Source organism: Massilia sp. SYSU DXS3249, assembly GCF_053668055.1.
The window spans coordinates 399,423-414,949 of the sequence record NZ_JBSIPX010000001.1; the positions used below are offsets into that span (position 1 = coordinate 399,423).

General features: G+C 66.2%; 10 protein-coding genes. All 10 read left to right on the plus strand.

All coding sequences use genetic code 11. From position 1 onward, the window contains the following. Positions 1-47 precede the first annotated feature (47 nt). The 10 genes from ACWCIA_RS01780 (at position 48) to ACWCIA_RS01825 (ending at position 15,512) form a co-directional block, all read left to right on the plus strand. Positions 48-1,325 (plus strand): lipoprotein-releasing ABC transporter permease subunit, encoded by a 1,278-nt coding sequence (locus ACWCIA_RS01780; RefSeq protein WP_454160377.1) that lies wholly within the window; start codon positions 48-50, stop codon positions 1,323-1,325. Positions 1,326-1,377: 52 nt separating this feature from the next. After that, positions 1,378-2,643 (plus strand): lipoprotein-releasing ABC transporter permease subunit, encoded by a 1,266-nt coding sequence (locus tag ACWCIA_RS01785; RefSeq protein WP_454160379.1) that lies wholly within the window; start codon positions 1,378-1,380, stop codon positions 2,641-2,643. 4 nt (positions 2,644-2,647) lie between these two features. After that, complete coding sequence (gene lolD / locus ACWCIA_RS01790) at positions 2,648-3,382, plus strand: lipoprotein-releasing ABC transporter ATP-binding protein LolD (RefSeq protein ID WP_454160380.1); 735 nt, start codon at positions 2,648-2,650, stop codon at positions 3,380-3,382. 2 nt (positions 3,383-3,384) lie between these two features. Continuing rightward, complete coding sequence (locus ACWCIA_RS01795; RefSeq protein ID WP_454160382.1) at positions 3,385-4,188, plus strand: TatD family hydrolase; 804 nt, start codon at positions 3,385-3,387, stop codon at positions 4,186-4,188. Between the two features lie 286 nt (positions 4,189-4,474). Further along, entirely contained in the window at positions 4,475-7,141 is a 2,667-nt protein-coding gene (locus tag ACWCIA_RS01800) for a type VI secretion system Vgr family protein (RefSeq protein WP_454160384.1), read from the plus strand. A 135-nt stretch (positions 7,142-7,276) separates the two neighbouring features. Then, entirely contained in the window at positions 7,277-8,914 is a 1,638-nt protein-coding gene (locus ACWCIA_RS01805; RefSeq protein WP_454160386.1) for an esterase/lipase family protein, read from the plus strand. After that, a complete protein-coding gene (locus tag ACWCIA_RS01810; protein WP_454160388.1) occupies positions 8,911-10,641 on the plus strand; it encodes a T6SS immunity protein Tli4 family protein in 1,731 nt (576 codons plus the stop codon). Before ACWCIA_RS01805 ends, ACWCIA_RS01810 begins: the two co-directional genes overlap by 4 nt. Next, positions 10,638-12,014: a T6SS immunity protein Tli4 family protein gene (locus ACWCIA_RS01815; RefSeq protein WP_454160390.1), complete on the plus strand. Its 1,377-nt coding sequence runs from the start codon at positions 10,638-10,640 to the stop codon at positions 12,012-12,014. Before ACWCIA_RS01810 ends, ACWCIA_RS01815 begins: the two co-directional genes overlap by 4 nt. Next, positions 12,011-13,144 (plus strand): T6SS immunity protein Tli4 family protein, encoded by a 1,134-nt coding sequence (locus ACWCIA_RS01820; protein WP_454160392.1) that lies wholly within the window; start codon positions 12,011-12,013, stop codon positions 13,142-13,144. Before ACWCIA_RS01815 ends, ACWCIA_RS01820 begins: the two co-directional genes overlap by 4 nt. Before the next feature lie 13 nt (positions 13,145-13,157). Beyond that, complete coding sequence (locus tag ACWCIA_RS01825) at positions 13,158-15,512, plus strand: DNA internalization-related competence protein ComEC/Rec2 (RefSeq protein WP_454160394.1); 2,355 nt, start codon at positions 13,158-13,160, stop codon at positions 15,510-15,512. The last annotated feature ends 15 nt before the right edge of the window (positions 15,513-15,527 follow it).

Sequence of the window (15,527 nt, forward strand, 5' to 3'; positions counted from 1 at the left end):
GGCAGGCGCTTGCCGGCCACGGCGTCATCGTTTGCAACCGGAGCTTCATGAGTATTGTCCACACCCTGCCGTTCGAATGGCTGGTCGGCCTGCGCTACACGCGCGCCGGCAAGCGCAGCGGACGCAACCGCTTCATTTCCTTCATCTCGCTCATCTCCGTGGCCGGCATCGCGCTCGGCGTGGCGGCCCTGATCGTCGTGCTGTCGGTGATGAACGGCTTCCAGAAGGAAGTCACCGACCGCATGCTGTCGGTGCTGGCCCACGTCGAGATCTTCGACGTGCGCGGCAGCATGCCGGACTGGCGCGCGGTCGAGCGGCAAGCGAAGCGCAACCCGGAAGTGGCGGCCGCCGCGCCCTTCGTCGAAGCCCAGGGCATGCTGCTGCGCGACGGCGTGATGAAGCCGGTGCTGATGCGCGGCGTCCTTCCCGATGCGGAAAGCAGGGTGTCCGACGTGGCGGGCCAGATGAAGCAGGGCAGCCTCGCGTCGCTGACCCCGGGTTCGATGAACGTGGTGCTGGGCAGCGCCCTGGCCGCCGCGCTCGACGTCAAGGTGGGCGACCGCCTGGCCATGCTGATGGCGGGCGGCGAGCCCGGCGCAGCCTCCCCGAATGCGGCCACGATGCCGCGCACCCTGTCTTTCGTCGTCTCCGGCATCTTCGAGGCCGGCCATTACGAATTCGATTCCGGGCTCGTCTTTGCCCACATTGACGACGCCGCGCAGGCCGCCCAGGTGGCCGGCCCGGTGGGCGTGCGCCTGCGCCTGCGCGACCTGCACCAGGCGCCGCGCGTGGCCTCGGAACTGCGCCGCGACATGCCGGAAGAACTGGTGCTGCGCGACTGGTCGCAGGTGAACACCATCTGGTTCGCCGCTGTCGGCTCGCAAAAGCGCATGATGTTCATCATCCTGACCCTGATCATCGCGGTGGCCGCCTTCAACCTGGTCTCGACCCTGGTGATGACGGTGAAGGACAAGCAGGCCGACATCGCCATCCTGCGCACCCTGGGCGCCTCGCCGCGTTCGATCATGAAGATCTTCATGGTGCAGGGAACGCTGGTCGGGGTGCTGGGCGCCGCGTTAGGGGTGGCGCTGGGCGTCGCGGTGGCGCTCAATGTCGATGTCATCGTGCCCTTCATCGAGCGCGTGCTCGGAGTCCAGTTCCTGTCCAAGGAAATCTACCTGATCAGCGAGATGCCGTCCGAGCTGCGCTGGCCGGACGTGGCGACCATCGGCGGGGTGGCGGTGCTGCTGGCTTTTGTCGCCACCATCTACCCGAGCTGGGCGGCCGCGCGCGTGAAGCCGGCCGAAGCCCTGCGCTACGAATGACGGGGCGCGCCGCAGCCCCATCCCTGACAGTCGAGACGAGAAACAGCACACCATGAGCATCATCCACAGATTGCCCTTCGAATGGCTGGTCGGCCTGCGCTACACCCGCGCAGGCAAGGGCAGCGGGCGCAGCGGCTTCATTTCCTTCATCTCGCTCATCTCGGTGGCCGGGATCGGCCTCGGCGTCGCGGCCCTGATCATCGTGCTGTCGGTGATGAACGGCTTCCAGAAGCAGGTCACCGACCGCATGCTCTCGGTGCTGGCCCATATCGAGGTGTTCGACGCGCGCGGCGACATGCCGCAGTGGCGCGAGCTCGAGGTCGAGGCGCTGCGCAACCCGAACGTGCTCGGCGCCGCGCCCTTCGTCGAGTCGCAGGGTCTGCTGCAAAAGAACGGCGCCATGCGCCCGGTGACCATCCGCGGCGTGCTGCCGGACGCCGAGCGCAAGGTATCCGATATCGCCAACACCATGCGCCAGGGCAGTTTCGATTCGTTGGCCCCCGGGAGCTTCAACATCGTGCTCGGCTACGCGCTGGCGGCGGGCCTGAACGTGCAGGTGGGCGACAAGGTCACCATGCTGCTGGCCCAGGCGCAGACCACCCCGGCCGGCATGCTGCCGCGCATGCGCTCGTTCACCGTCTCCGGCATTTTCGAATCAGGCCACATGGAGTTCGACGCCAGCCTGGCCTTCATCGGCCTCGAGGACGCACAAAAGATGGAGCGCCTGTCCGCGCCCGCCGGCCTGCGCCTGCGCGTGGCCGACATGCACGCCGCCCCCCAGGTGGCGGTGGAGCTGGAGAAGTCGATGACGGGCGATCTCGTGATGCGCGACTGGTCCAAGCTCAACGCGGTCTGGTTCGGCGCCGTACAGACCGAGAAGAAGATGATGTTCATCATCCTCACCCTGATCGTGACGGTGGCCGCCTTCAACCTCGTCTCGACGCTGGTGATGACGGTGACCGACAAGCAGCCCGACATCGCCATCCTGCGCACCCTGGGCGCCTCGCCGGCGTCGATCATGAAGATCTTCATGGTGCAGGGCGCGGTCGCCGGCCTGCTCGGCACGGCGCTGGGCGTGGGCGGCGGCGTGCTGGTCGCGCTGAACATCGACGTGATCGTTCCATTCATTGAAAACCTGTTGGGAGTGCAGTTCTTGTCCAAGGATATTTACCAATTCACCGCCGTGCCGTCGGACCTGCGCTGGCCCGACGTCGCCAGAATCGGCAGCATCGCGGTGCTGCTGGCCTTTGCCGCCACGCTCTACCCGAGCTGGTCGGCTTCGCGCGTGAAGCCGGCGGAGGCGCTGCGCTATGAGTGAGACGATGAAAAGCGAGACGATGAACGAGACGATGAAGTACGACGCGACTACGGGGACGGCGCCGGTATTGGCCTGCCGCGGCCTCGGCAAGACCTTCAAGCAGGGCGACTACCAGGTCCAGGTGCTCGAGCAGATCGATTTCGCGATTGCGCGCGGGGAGCGCGTGGCCATCGTCGGCGCCTCCGGTTCGGGCAAGTCGACGCTGCTGCACCTGCTCGGCGGCCTGGACACGCCGACCACCGGCTCGGTGACCCTGCTCGGCCAGGACTTCGCCACCCTCTCGGAAACCCGGCGCGGCGACCTGCGCAACTCCTCGCTCGGCTTCGTCTACCAGTTCCACCACCTGCTGCCCGAGTTCTCGGCGCTCGACAACGTCGCCATGCCGCTGATGATCCGGCGCGAAAAGCATGCGGCGGCCGTGGTCAAGGCGCAGGCGATCCTGGAGCGCGTGGGCCTCGGCAAGCGGGTCGTGCACCGGCCGGGCGAATTGTCGGGAGGCGAGCGCCAGCGCGTGGCCCTGGCGCGCGCCCTGGTCACCCAGCCCGCATGCGTGCTGGCCGACGAGCCGACCGGCAACCTCGACCACACGACCGCGCTCACCATCTTCGACCTGATGCTCGAACTCTCGCGCACCCTCGGCACCGCGTTCGTCATCGTCACCCACGACATGGAACTGGCGCGCCGCTGCGACCGCGCCCTGCGCCTGACCGAACACGGGCTGCAGCCGATGGAGGCCTGAGCTTGGGCTGGATCGACACCCACTGCCACCTGGACGCGCACGAGTTCGGGCAGGATGCGCCCGGCATCGCCGCGCGCGCCGGGGCGGCGGGGGTGTCGATGATCGTGATCCCGGCGGTCGAGCGCGGCAATTTCGACGCTGTCGCGCAGCTGGCGCACAGCGTCCCGAACGCCAGCTATGCACTCGGCATCCATCCGATTTACGTACCGCAGGCGCGCGACGAAGACCTGGCCGTGCTGCGCCGCCAGGTGGAGGCGGCGATGGGCGATCCGCGCTTCGTCGCCATCGGCGAGATCGGCCTCGATTTCTTCATCCCGCTGCTGTGCGAGCCGGCCATGCGCGAGAAGCAGGAGCGCTTCTTCCGGGAGCAGTTGCGCATCGCGCGTGACTTCGGCCTGCCCGTGCTGACCCATGTCCGGCGCTCGCAGGACCAGGTCCTGAAACACCTGCGCCAGGTGACGCCGCCAGGGGGCATTGCGCATGCCTTCAACGGCAGCGAGCAGCAGGCGAACACCTTCATCAAGCTCGGCATGCACCTCGGGTTCGGCGGCGCCATGACCTTCACGCGCGCGCTGCAGATCCGGCGCCTGGCCACCGGCCTGCCGCTCGATCGGATCGTGCTGGAGACCGATGCGCCCGACATCGCACCGAGCTGGGTGCACCCGGTACGCAACAGCCCTGAACAGCTGCCGGCGATCGGCGCGGCGCTGGCGCAGTTGCGCGGACTGGGCGAGGACGAGGTGCGCGCGGCGGCGTGGCGCAGTTCGGTCGCGGCTATCCCGCGATTAGAGGCGCTGCTCGCATAAATCGCACGGGGGTCCCGGAACCATCCGCCTCTGCCAGCCTCGACTGTTCATGCATACAGCGGAGCGGCCGGCGAGCGTAAAAGTTCAGTCCGTTTGACCCCGGAAGCGATGACAGACCGCAACTTGGTAATGTCGGGTTCGTGCGACCATGGCTTTTTCGGCCTGGGAGACGAAATTGGATAGCGCGAGCGAGTTCCTCCGCGTGCTGCAGCACGAGCAGTCACTGAGCACCGCGCACCGCGTCCTCCGCCTGCGACTCGCCCATGCCGATGGACTCCTCGACGATGTGCTTCTCCCACAACGCGTCAGCGGCGTTGAGGCGGTGTGCGGCGGTATCGAATACCGGGTGGCCTGCGTGGCGAGCGACCCGGCCCTGCCGCTCAAGGAGCTGATCGCGCTGCCGGCCGAAGTGCAGGTCGTGCTCGACCGGGGCGGCCTGCGCAGCATCTGCGGCATCGTCACCGAAGCGCGTTCCGGCGACAGCGACGGCGGCCTCGCCACCTACCAGCTGGTGCTGCGTGATGCGCTCTCGATCATGGAAAAGCGCGTCAACAGCCGCATCTTCCGCCAGCTGAACGAACTCGATATCGTGCAGGTGCTGTTCGACGAATGGCGCCACGCGAACACCACTCTGGCCGGCGCCTTCGAGTACGAGATCGATCCGCTGCTCGACATCGAGCGTTATCCGCGGCGCGAGCAGACCATGCAGTACAACGAGTCGGACGCCGCATTCGTGCGCCGCCTGCTGCGCCGCCGCGGCATCTCGTGGACCATCCGCGCCGGCCGCAGCCGCACCAGCAGCATCGACGCCGCCCACGACCGCATCCCGGCCCACACGCTGGTGCTGTTCGCCGACGCCGCCAACCTGCCGGAGAACGCGGCGGGCACGGTGCGCTACCACCGCGATGACGCGACCGAAGAGCGCGACACCATCACCTCCTGGGGCGGCGCGCGCAGCCTCCAGCCGGGCAGCACCACCCGCCACAGCTGGGACTACAAGAACCCGGGCGGCGCCCACTTCATGGCCGCCACCACCCGCGCCGGGAGCGACCAGGGCAACCTGGGCAGCGGATTCGCCGCCAGCCTCGACGACTACCTGGTCGAAGCGCCGCACGCGGGCAACGATTTTGAAGACCACTGGCGCCTCGGCCAGTTGCGCATGCACCGCCACGAGTTCGAAGCGAAGTGCTTCCACGGCGAAGGCAGCGTGCGCGACTTCTGCGCCGGGCAGTACTTCTCACTGGCCGGCCATCCGGAGATCGACACCCACCTGCCGGCCGAGCGCCAGTTCGTGATCACAGAGCTGCATGCGAGCGTGACCAACAACCTGCCGGGCGACCTGTCGGCCCGGATCGAGCGCCTCCTTGCCCGCAACGGATGGCAAGCCAGTGCCGCACATGCGAAGCCGGACGCCCACGTGCAGGTGCGCTTCACGGCCGTGCGGCGCGGGGTGCCTTTCGTTCCCGCCTACGATCCGCGCGTCGACCTGCCGCATCCGCAGCTGCAAAGCGCGATCGTCGTCGGCCCGGAAAACGAGGAGGTGCATTGCGACGCGCTGGGACGGGTGAAGATCCGCTTTCCCGGCATGCGCCCGGCCGACCACGGCCACGCGAACGGCGCCGGCGCATCCGGCGCGCCGGCTGATTCGGCCTGGGTACGCGTCGCCTCGAACTGGGCCGGCAACGGCCCGGGCAGCCACCAGCAATGCGGCGCCCTCGGCCTGCCGCGCGTCGGCACCGAGGTGCTGGTCGCCTTCCTCGGCGGCGACCCCGACCGGCCGATCGTCCTGTCCCAGCTGTTCAACAGCCGCGCCATGCCGCCCGCGCTCAGCCCGGACGGCGAACTGCCGGGCAACCGCTACCTGTCGGGCCTGCGCAGCCGCGAGATCGGCGGCCGCCGCGCCAACCAGATGCGCTTCGACGACACGCGCGGCGAAATCAGCGCCCAGCTGGCCAGCGACCACGCCCAATCGCAGTTGAACCTGGGCTGGCTCACCCGCCCGCGCGCCGACGGCGCCGCCGCCCCGCGCGGAGAAGGCGCCGAACTGCGCAGCGAGCGCGCCGTTGCCATCCGCGGCCGGGAAGGGGTGCTGGTCTCGGCCGAGGCATCGCCGGCCGGCGAGGGAACCCAGCTCGCGCGCGCCGGACTTGTCGGCCTGGCGGCGCTGATGCAGAGCGTGGCGGACGAGATGGCCCGGCTGGCGGCGGAGCACGCCGGCGACGAAGAGAGCAGCGCGCGCCTGGCCGAACTGGTCGACAAGCTCAAGGGATGGGACGCCGGCACCAACGTCGCCCCCGGCGCAGGCGGCGGGGCTGCCCCGATGGTCGCCGTCACCGCGCCGGCCGGCATCGTGTTGGCCAGTAACGACAGCGTGGCGCTGGGATCCGAGAAAAAGGTCGACCTGGTCAGCGGCGGCGATCTGGAGGCTGCCGCCGGCCGCAACGTCTTCGTGCGCGCCGCGCGCTCGATCAGCGCCTTCGCGCAGGCGCTCGGCATCAAGCTGGTGGCCGGGCGCGGCAACGTGGCGATCGAGGCCCATCAGGGCGGCGTCGAGGTCAAGTCCTCCGGCCGCATCAGCCTGATCTCGTCGGAGGCCATCCACATCGAGGCGCCGCTGGTACGGATCGTCTCGAAAGGCGCGCAGACGGAATGGGCGGACGGCAGCATCGTCCAGCAGAGCAGCGGCCAGCACGTCGTAAAAGCCAGCGACATCGCCCACGCCGGCCCCGGCGGCGGCACCCCGTCGACCCTCGACTTCGCCGCCTCGAAGATCCGCGCCGACGAGCGCCTCGTCCTGCGCCACCTGCAGACGCGCGAACCGATACCCAACCAGCGTTACATCGCCCACCTGGAGGACGGCAGCACGATCGACGGCGTCAGCGACGAGGATGGCCGCACCGCGCTGGTACAGAGCGCCGCGCTGGGGCCGGTGCGGTTCGAGCTGCTTCCTTGACGCCGGTGATGGGTAACAGCGTTCATGAGTGAATCGACACGGCCACTGCCGCCGCTCATTCCCCTAGCCAATGGGGGATGGGAGGCACGTTCATTCATGTCTTCGACAGAACATAAGCTCCGCGGAGAGGGGCTCATGCCTCCCAATCATGTGATTCCGGTCATCGTCGTACCGGGCATCATGGGGACCAATCTGCGTGCCAAGCGTAAGCCGGGATCAGGTGGGAAAAACAACGAAAAGAGCGAACGAAACGAGAAGGCCGCACCTGGTCAGCCAGCTTGGCGTCCGCCCAACGGCGCACACGAAGGCTGGCTTGCCTCGTCCGACTGGGGCCGAATGTCGGCAAAAGACCGTCAAATGCTATTGGAGCCCGCCACCCTGGAAGTGGACGATAGCGGACCGGTCTTCATACCAGACTCGGACGACGGATATGTGTTAACCGAAAGCGAAGTACGCCAACTCGGCTGGGGCGAGGTTCACGCCGAGTCGTACGGCGCATTGCTCTATGCGTTACAAACACGCTTGAACCAAACTTTTGGATCCGAGGGCCCGGATAAGAAGCGCTTTATCAGGAAGCACTGGAAAGATGTAATGGCCTGCGATCCTCGCAGATGGGGCTTGCGTGAATTCGCGCCGCTGACGGAACGCCAGCTTGAGATACACGCGCGACATTACTTTCCGATTTATTCAGTCGGCTACAACTGGCTCGAAGATTGCGAGAAATCGTCGCAGCGGCTTGAGAAGCGCATTCACAGCATCATTGAGTACTGGACAAAAACAAAACGGCGCTGCGACAAGGTGATTCTGGTGACTCACTCGATGGGGGGACTCGTAGCAAGGGCGTGCGCGAAGCGTATCCCGGACAAGATCGCCGGCGTCATCCACGGTGTCATGCCTGCGCTGGGAGCTCCGGTTGCCTACCGCCGGATCGCGTGCGGAACGGAGGTGTCAAGCCCAAGTAACCACCCGGCGCAGAACTTCAAGGCCTCCAGAGTCGCCAAGATCCTCGGCGAAACAGCTGCGAAAACAACGCCCGTCCTTGCTACATCACCGGGAGCGCTTGAATTACTGCCGAACCACCTTTACCCGCACCCCTGGTTACATGTCCGGGTGATGAAATCCATTGGCGCACCTCAGGCGCCGAAATACGGTGCAAAGGACGGAGTTGTCCAGCGCAAGCAGGTGGTGACGGATTATCTGCACCTTCCAAACGCGCGAACACCGAATCCGTACGATTTATACAGGGACTTGAAGTCGTGGTATCGCTTGATAGACCCATCCCTGGTGGATCCAGCCCAAAAGTATCGGGAAACTCCCGGGGGGGTAGAAAACGCAGTCAAGTCAGCGATTGCGACCGCAGAGAACTTTCACCGTGCATTAGGGGATTACTACCATCCCAATACATATGCTTTTTACGGGGACGACCAGGACGAGCAGTCGTACTCGCAGGTGCGATGGACTGCCAGGCAAGAGGCAGGGTCCCCCGGCACGCTTACTCCCGGAAACGTCACCAGCGCGCAATTACTGGGCCATACCTTTGACGGCCAACGCCGTGTGTTGGTCGAAGGTAAGACGGAACTGCACTTTGCACCAGAAGGACAGGATGCAAGAGGCGATGGAACGGTCCCGTTTCAGTCTGGTGCTGGGGTAGCCAGTAAAGTGAAGCAAGCGTTCGCAACCCGGGGCTACGACCATCAGGAAGCCTATAAGAACGACGACATGCTGCTGTTAACGCTCCGCCTGATCGTTAAGCTTGTCCAGGAGATTTCGTGAAACGGTGGGCCCAGAACAGGCTGGCAAAGCTGCTGGCCGGGATCGTTATCGCGGGGGTGGCGGCGACCTGGGCTGTAGGCGAGGTCATGAATAAACATGAAACAGCACGTCGCGACGAACACGAGGTGGCACGAATGACCGAGAAGATGAAAACGGTGTGCGTTGGGCGGTTCTTGATCGACATGCCCGAAGAGGCCCAGGTTGAATTGGCGCAGGCGCGCATTCACGGCTTTGACATCGCTACCATCAACGAATCCGGAGAGCAATTCCAGAAACGCCTTGCAGCGCGTGAGGCGCAGCTAAAAGCCAAGCCTGACCGGCTCGGTGGAGACCGTAATCTCGAGTCGGTGAAGCAGGTCAAGAATGGTAGCGGCATGGTCGGCAAAATATTCGTGCACGGCCGAACAGTGAGCGAAGGTACGGCTGCGAACGGCTTGGAACTGGAGCGCTATCGCTACGAGGGTATTGCTGTCGAGGCGCTTGTGCACGCTTCCGGCACCAGCGTTGATCTCGTGGCCGACAGTTATTCCCCCGAGCGAATAGAGAACCTCTCCAAGCTTGTCGCTCAGCTCGTCCCCAATCCTGAAAATAAAGGCCCGACGGAACCGGGATTTTGCGTCGACCGCGCTTATGTCCGAGATCCGTTGAAGGCCGACCAAAATGAGCGGGTGATGATGTTCGCCCGTCTGCCGAGCCACCCCGATATCGAGTTCGTACTTATTCTGGCGGCAGGGCTCAAGCCTGACGAAGAAGGTCTTCTCGAGAGAGATTCGGCAGCGGATGAACAGGCACCGCTGATCGAAAGGGTACGCATTTCCAAATTGCGAGCGGCTCCACGCACAATTGGCGGAATTCTTGGAGATGAGCTTGTCAGAGGCGCTATCGAGGATAACGACGCGCGCGTCTACAGTTTCTGGTGGGAAGTGAACGGGACTGAAGACGACGTTTTTGTTCCTCACCTCGTTTTTAAAATGAACACAGGCAAGAGCGACAATGGACCTGTTCCCACATCGATGTCGGAGGCCGCGGCGCTCACCTTGTGGGACAAAATCTCGTCCAGCATCCGCTTGAGGCCGGTTGCGCCGCTAAAAATCGTTGATGCGGACCCACCGCCGACGCCACTCGGCGCCTACGCTTGGGCTGGCGAGCGCTGCCCGCAAAGCGGCTGGTGGCAGTGCAGCGACGGCGGCAACGGTATCGGCGTGCTGGGTGGCCAGCGCCAGTACATCAGGAAGGGCGACCGCATGCCCCAGGCCTTGCTGCTGCCTCCGCAAACCCTCTGGGAGAAGCTGCGCGGCGTGCAGCCGAGCTTCGAATCGAAGACCCAGACGTCGTGGAAGCTGGTCGACAAGCGCGGCCGCAAGCGGGTACCGCCGTCCCTGCCGCTGGCCCAGGCGACGCCGGTGGCGGCGGCCAGCATCACGTCGGATGGTTCCGGCCCGGGCGTGATGGAGCAGCAAGGTGTGCCGGTCGGGAGCTTCGCTGCGACCGGGCTGCCATGCCCGGCCAGCGGCTGGTGGCTTTGCGAGGACCCGAGGGCACTGGACGGCACGCGCTGGTTTGCCCAGGGCAGCCTACTGCCGCCAGCGACGTTTGCGCTCCCGCCCGGCGGTTTCGGCCGCTCGGGGAACGCGGCCAAGTCGATCGAGCGGCGCGGTGCGTGGCGTCTGGTGCGCTTGGCCGACGCGCCCGCGCAAGCAGCTGGCAACAGCGCGGAGCCTACGTGAAGCGGCTTATACAGCCTAAGCTGGCGAAGGTGCTCGCTGCCGTCACGATGACAGGTGTCGTCGCGACCTGGGCCGGCGCACAGATCCACGACGAGCGGCAGGCGCGCCAGGACAGGCAGCAGGTGTCGCGCGTGACGGCAAAGATGAAGACGGTTTGCGTCGGCAGATTTCTGATTTACCTGCCCGACGAAGCGCAGGTGGAGCTGACCCAGGGCCGCATCCACGGTCTGGAGATTGCCGCTTTCGACGAACCTGTCGATGAGTTCAAGGCGCGCCTGGCGCGGCGAGAGGCCGAGATCAGGGCCAGGCCGGACCGGCCCGGCGGCGACAAGAACCTGGAAGTGGCGAGGGACATCGCCACTGAGAGCGGCCTGACGGGAAAGCTTTTCGTGCACGGTCGGACTGTGACCGAAGGCACGCGCGCCAGGGGTTTGGAGCTGGAACGCTACCGCTACGAAGGTATTGCAATCGAGGCCCTTGTGCACGGCCATGGCGTCAGCATCGATCTCTCCGCCGACGATTATCGTCCTGACCGGGTAGGAAACCTGATCAAGCTGGTCTCCCAGGCCGTACCGAACCCTACCAACAAACCCCCTACGGAACCCGGCTTCTGCATTGACCGGGCTTTTTTTCGGGATCCGCTCAGGGCAGCGCAGCACGAGCGCGTCATGATGTCCGCCCGGTTGCCGAGCCATCCCGATATCGATTTTTCCTTGATTCTGCTGGCGGGAGCGAAACCTGAAGAGAAAGGGCTTCATGAACGAAACGCAGAATCGCACGGGCGGCTGTCGCTGGCCGAGAAAGCGCGTATCGCTAGTCTGCGAACTGGCCGGAGAAGCATCGGTGGATTGGTCGGAGACGAGGTGGCGCAGCGGTTCGACGAGGAAAACGAATCGATCGTCTACAGCTTTTGGTGGGAGGTCAATGGGACGGCAGACAATGTCTTTATTCCGCACCTCTCCTTTAAGATGGATACCGGAAAGAGCAGCAGGGGACCGGTGCCCTCGTCGCTGTCCCGAGAGGCAGCCACGGCACTGTGGGACAAAATATCGTCCAGCATCCGCTTACGCCCGGCGCAGCCGCCAAAGCCTGTCGCCGCCGAACCGCAGCCAACTTCGCTCGGCGCCTACGCCTGGGCTGGCGAGCGCTGCCCGCAAAGCGGATGGTGGCTTCGCGAGGACCCGGGGCCGCTCGACGTCACACGCTGGTGTGCCCAAGGCAGCCTGCTGCCGCCAGTGCCGTTTGCGCTCCCGCCCGGCGGTTTCGTCCGCTCCGGGAACGCTGCCAAGTCGATCGAGCGGCGCGGTGCGTGGCACCTGGTGCGGTTAGCCCAGGCGGCCGCGCAAGGCAGCAACGATTCGGAGCAAACGTGAAGCGGCAGGCCTGGAACTGGTCGGCGTCAATGCTGGCTGTGAGCGCCGTCGCCGGTGTCGCGGCGGCCTTGGTTATGGGACAGCTGCGCAAGGAGGAGGCGGATCGTCGCGACAGGGACGAGGTGGCGCGAATCACCAGGAAAATGACGCCGGTATGCATGGGCAGGTTCCTGATCGATATGCCGGACGAAGCGCGGCTGGAATTGGCACAGCCACGTGTCGATGGCTTCGACATCTCTTCATTCGACGAGCCGGAAGCTGCCTTCAAGGCGCGCCTGGGCCTGCGCGAAGCGAGGCTGCGGAATACACCTGACCAGTTCGCGGGAGACAAGAACCTCGTATCGGTCAGCGAAGTGAAGACAGACAACGGTGTCATAGGGAAGATTTTCGTACACAGCCAGACGGTCAGGGAAGGCACCCAGGCAAACGGCCTGGAACTGGAACGCTACCGGGACGAAAACGTCGCAATCGAAGCACTCGTCCATGGCCAAGGAATGAGCTTTGAGCTGTCGGCAGACCATTACGACCCCGGCCAGATCGACAACCTGAGAAGGTTGGTCGCCAAGCTGGTGCCCAACCCGGACAACCGGGTGCCTACAGAACCCGGGTTTTGCGTCCACCGTGCCTGGTTTCGCGATCCGCTAAGCGCCGATCAAGGCGAACAAGTCATGATGTTTGCCCGGCTGCCGAGCCATCCCGACATCGCATTCATGGCCATTCTGGCGGCGGGCAACAAGCCAGCCAGCCAAGGTTTACTCGAAAGAACAATGGAAACAGCGGCAGGATTGACATCGGCCGAAAAGACACGCGTCACCAAGTTGCGGGCAGCTCCGCGGACGATCGGAGGTATCCTGGGCGACGAGGTAGTCACACGGGTCGTCGAGCGGAGCGATACCGTCGTTCACACCTTCTGGTGGGAGGTCGCCGGGACGGAAGACGACGTTCGCGTTCCCCACGTCGTTTTCAAGATGTATACGGGAAAAGGCGAGAACGGCCCGGTTTCTTCATCCTTGTCCCAGGACGCGGCCACGGCGCTCTGGGACCGAATCTTGTCCAGCATCCGGTCCCGGCCTGTAACCCCGTCCAGGCAGAGCGCACGCAAACTAACGCCGCCGGCCCGCAAGGCATAGCGCTTAACGATCGATGCGCTCCGCCATCCTCGGCTTCGTTGCCGGCGCAGCCCTGTTGCAGACCAGCGCCACGCTGGCCGACGCCTGGCGGATCCTCGCCTGCGCACTGGCCGCGCTCATGCTGCTGCTCCTATCCCGCAAACCGCCATGCGCGGCCGTCTCAGGCGCGCTGCTCGGCTTCTGCTGGTCCGCCATCCTCGCCCACGCTGCGCTCTCCTCGCAACTCGAGCAGGCCGACGAGGGCCGCGACATCGACATCGTCGGCACGGTCGACAACCTGCCGCACGATTTCGGCCAGGGGCAGCGCTTCCATTTCAGGGTCGACACCGTGCCGGCGGGCGCGGCGAGCGTTCCGACCAAGCTGGCCCTGTCCTGGTACCGCGGCGACGTCGACGGGCGGCTGCTGCGGCCCGGCGAGCGCTGGCGCCTGACGGTGCGCCTGCAGCGGCCGCACGGGAATGCGAATCCGTACGGCTTCGACTACGAAGCCTGGCTGCTGGGGCAGGGCGTGCGCGCCACCGGCTACGTGCGCGCGGGCGGCACGGGTGGAGTCAACCGGCGGCTCGACGATTTCGTCGCCACGCCCGGGAACCTCGTCGAACGCGGCCGCTACCTGCTGCGCGAGCGCATCGAGAGAGCGCTCGCGGGCGAGCCCTACGCAGGCGTCATCGCCGCGCTCGTCGTCGGCGACCAGCGCGGCATCGCCCAGTCGGACTGGGACGTCTTCAACCGCACCGGCGTGAGCCACCTGGTGGCGATCTCCGGGCTGCACATCACGATGATCGCAGGCTTGTGCGCCTTCGCCGCGTCCGGCCTGTGGCGCCGCTCGGGCTTCACGGCGGGCGCCTGGCCGCTGGTGCTGCCGGCGCAGAAGGTGGCCGCGCTCGCCGGGGCCGGCGGCGCGCTGCTGTACGTGCTGCTGGCCGGCTTCGGCGTGCCGGCCCAGCGCACGCTGTACATGCTGGCCGTAGTGGCGCTGGCCCTCTGGACCGGGCGCCTCGCCAGTGTGTCGCACATCCTGTGCCTCGCGCTCGGCCTGGTCGTGCTGATCGATCCCTGGGCCGTGCTGTGGCCGGGCTTCTGGCTGTCGTTCGGCGCGGTCGCGGCAATCCTGTACGCGGGCCTGGGACGGATAGGCCGCGAGGAAAATGGGTGGCGCGGCGCGTTCAAGCTGGCCGCACGCACCCAGTATGCGGTCACCCTCGGCCTGGTGCCGCTGACGCTGCTGCTGTTCTCCCAGGTGTCGGTCGTCGGGCCGCTGGCGAATGCGCTGGCGATTCCCGTGGTGAGCTTTGTCGTGACGCCGTTGGCGCTGCTGGGCAGCCTGCTGCCGGTGCCGCTCTCGCAGCCGGTGCTGTGGGCCGCCCACTTCGCCATCGCGTCGCTGGCCGCGCTGCTCGGATGGCTGGCGGCGCTGCCTGCTGCCGTCTGGAGCGCGCCCGCGCCGCCGCCCTGGCTGTTCGCACTGGCGCTGGCCGGCACGGCCTGGATGCTGGCGCCGCGCGGCTGGCCGCACCGCTGGGCGGGCGCCGCCACCTGGTTGCCCCTGTTCCTGCTGCTGCCGGCGACGCCCGCACCCGGCAGCTTCACGGTCACCGCCTTCGACATCGGCCAGGGCATGGCGCTGCTGGTCGAGACCCACGGACACCGGCTGCTCTACGACACCGGCCCGCAATACGCGCCGGGGCAGGACGGCGGCACCCGCGTGCTGCTGCCTTACCTGCGCGCGCGCGGGATCAAGCGGCTCGATGGGCTGGTCGTTACCCACAGCGACAGCGACCACGTCGGCGGCGCAACGAGCCTGCTGGCAGCGCTCGATGTCGGATGGGTGGCCAGTTCGCTGGGCCCGGCCCATCCCGTCGTGAAGGGCGCGAAGCAGCATCGCCGCTGCGTGGCGGGCCAGCGCTGGGAGTGGGACGGCGTGCTGTTCGACATGGTGCAGCCGACCGATGCCAGTTACGACGATCCCGGCCTGAAACCGAATGCGCGGAGCTGCGTGCTGCGGATCTCGCGCGCCGGCCGTGCGATCCTGCTGGCGGCCGACATCGAGGCGGCCCAGGAAGCCCGGCTGGTACGGGATGCGCCGCAGGCGTTGCGCGCTGACGTCCTGCTGGTGCCTCACCACGGCAGCGGCACCTCGTCTACGCCGGCCTTCCTTGCGGCCGTGCAGCCCAAGATCGGCGTTTTCCAGGTCGGGCATCGCAATCGTTACAGGCACCCCAAGCGGGAGGTCTGGGAGCGCTACGGCGCGCTCGGCATCCGCCGCCTGCGCACCGACGAATCGGGCGCGATCAGCTTCACGTTCGGCCGGGAGATCACGGTGCGCGAATACCGCAGCGAACACCCGCGTTACTGGCACAACCGTTAGCGCGCGCTCCTGGTC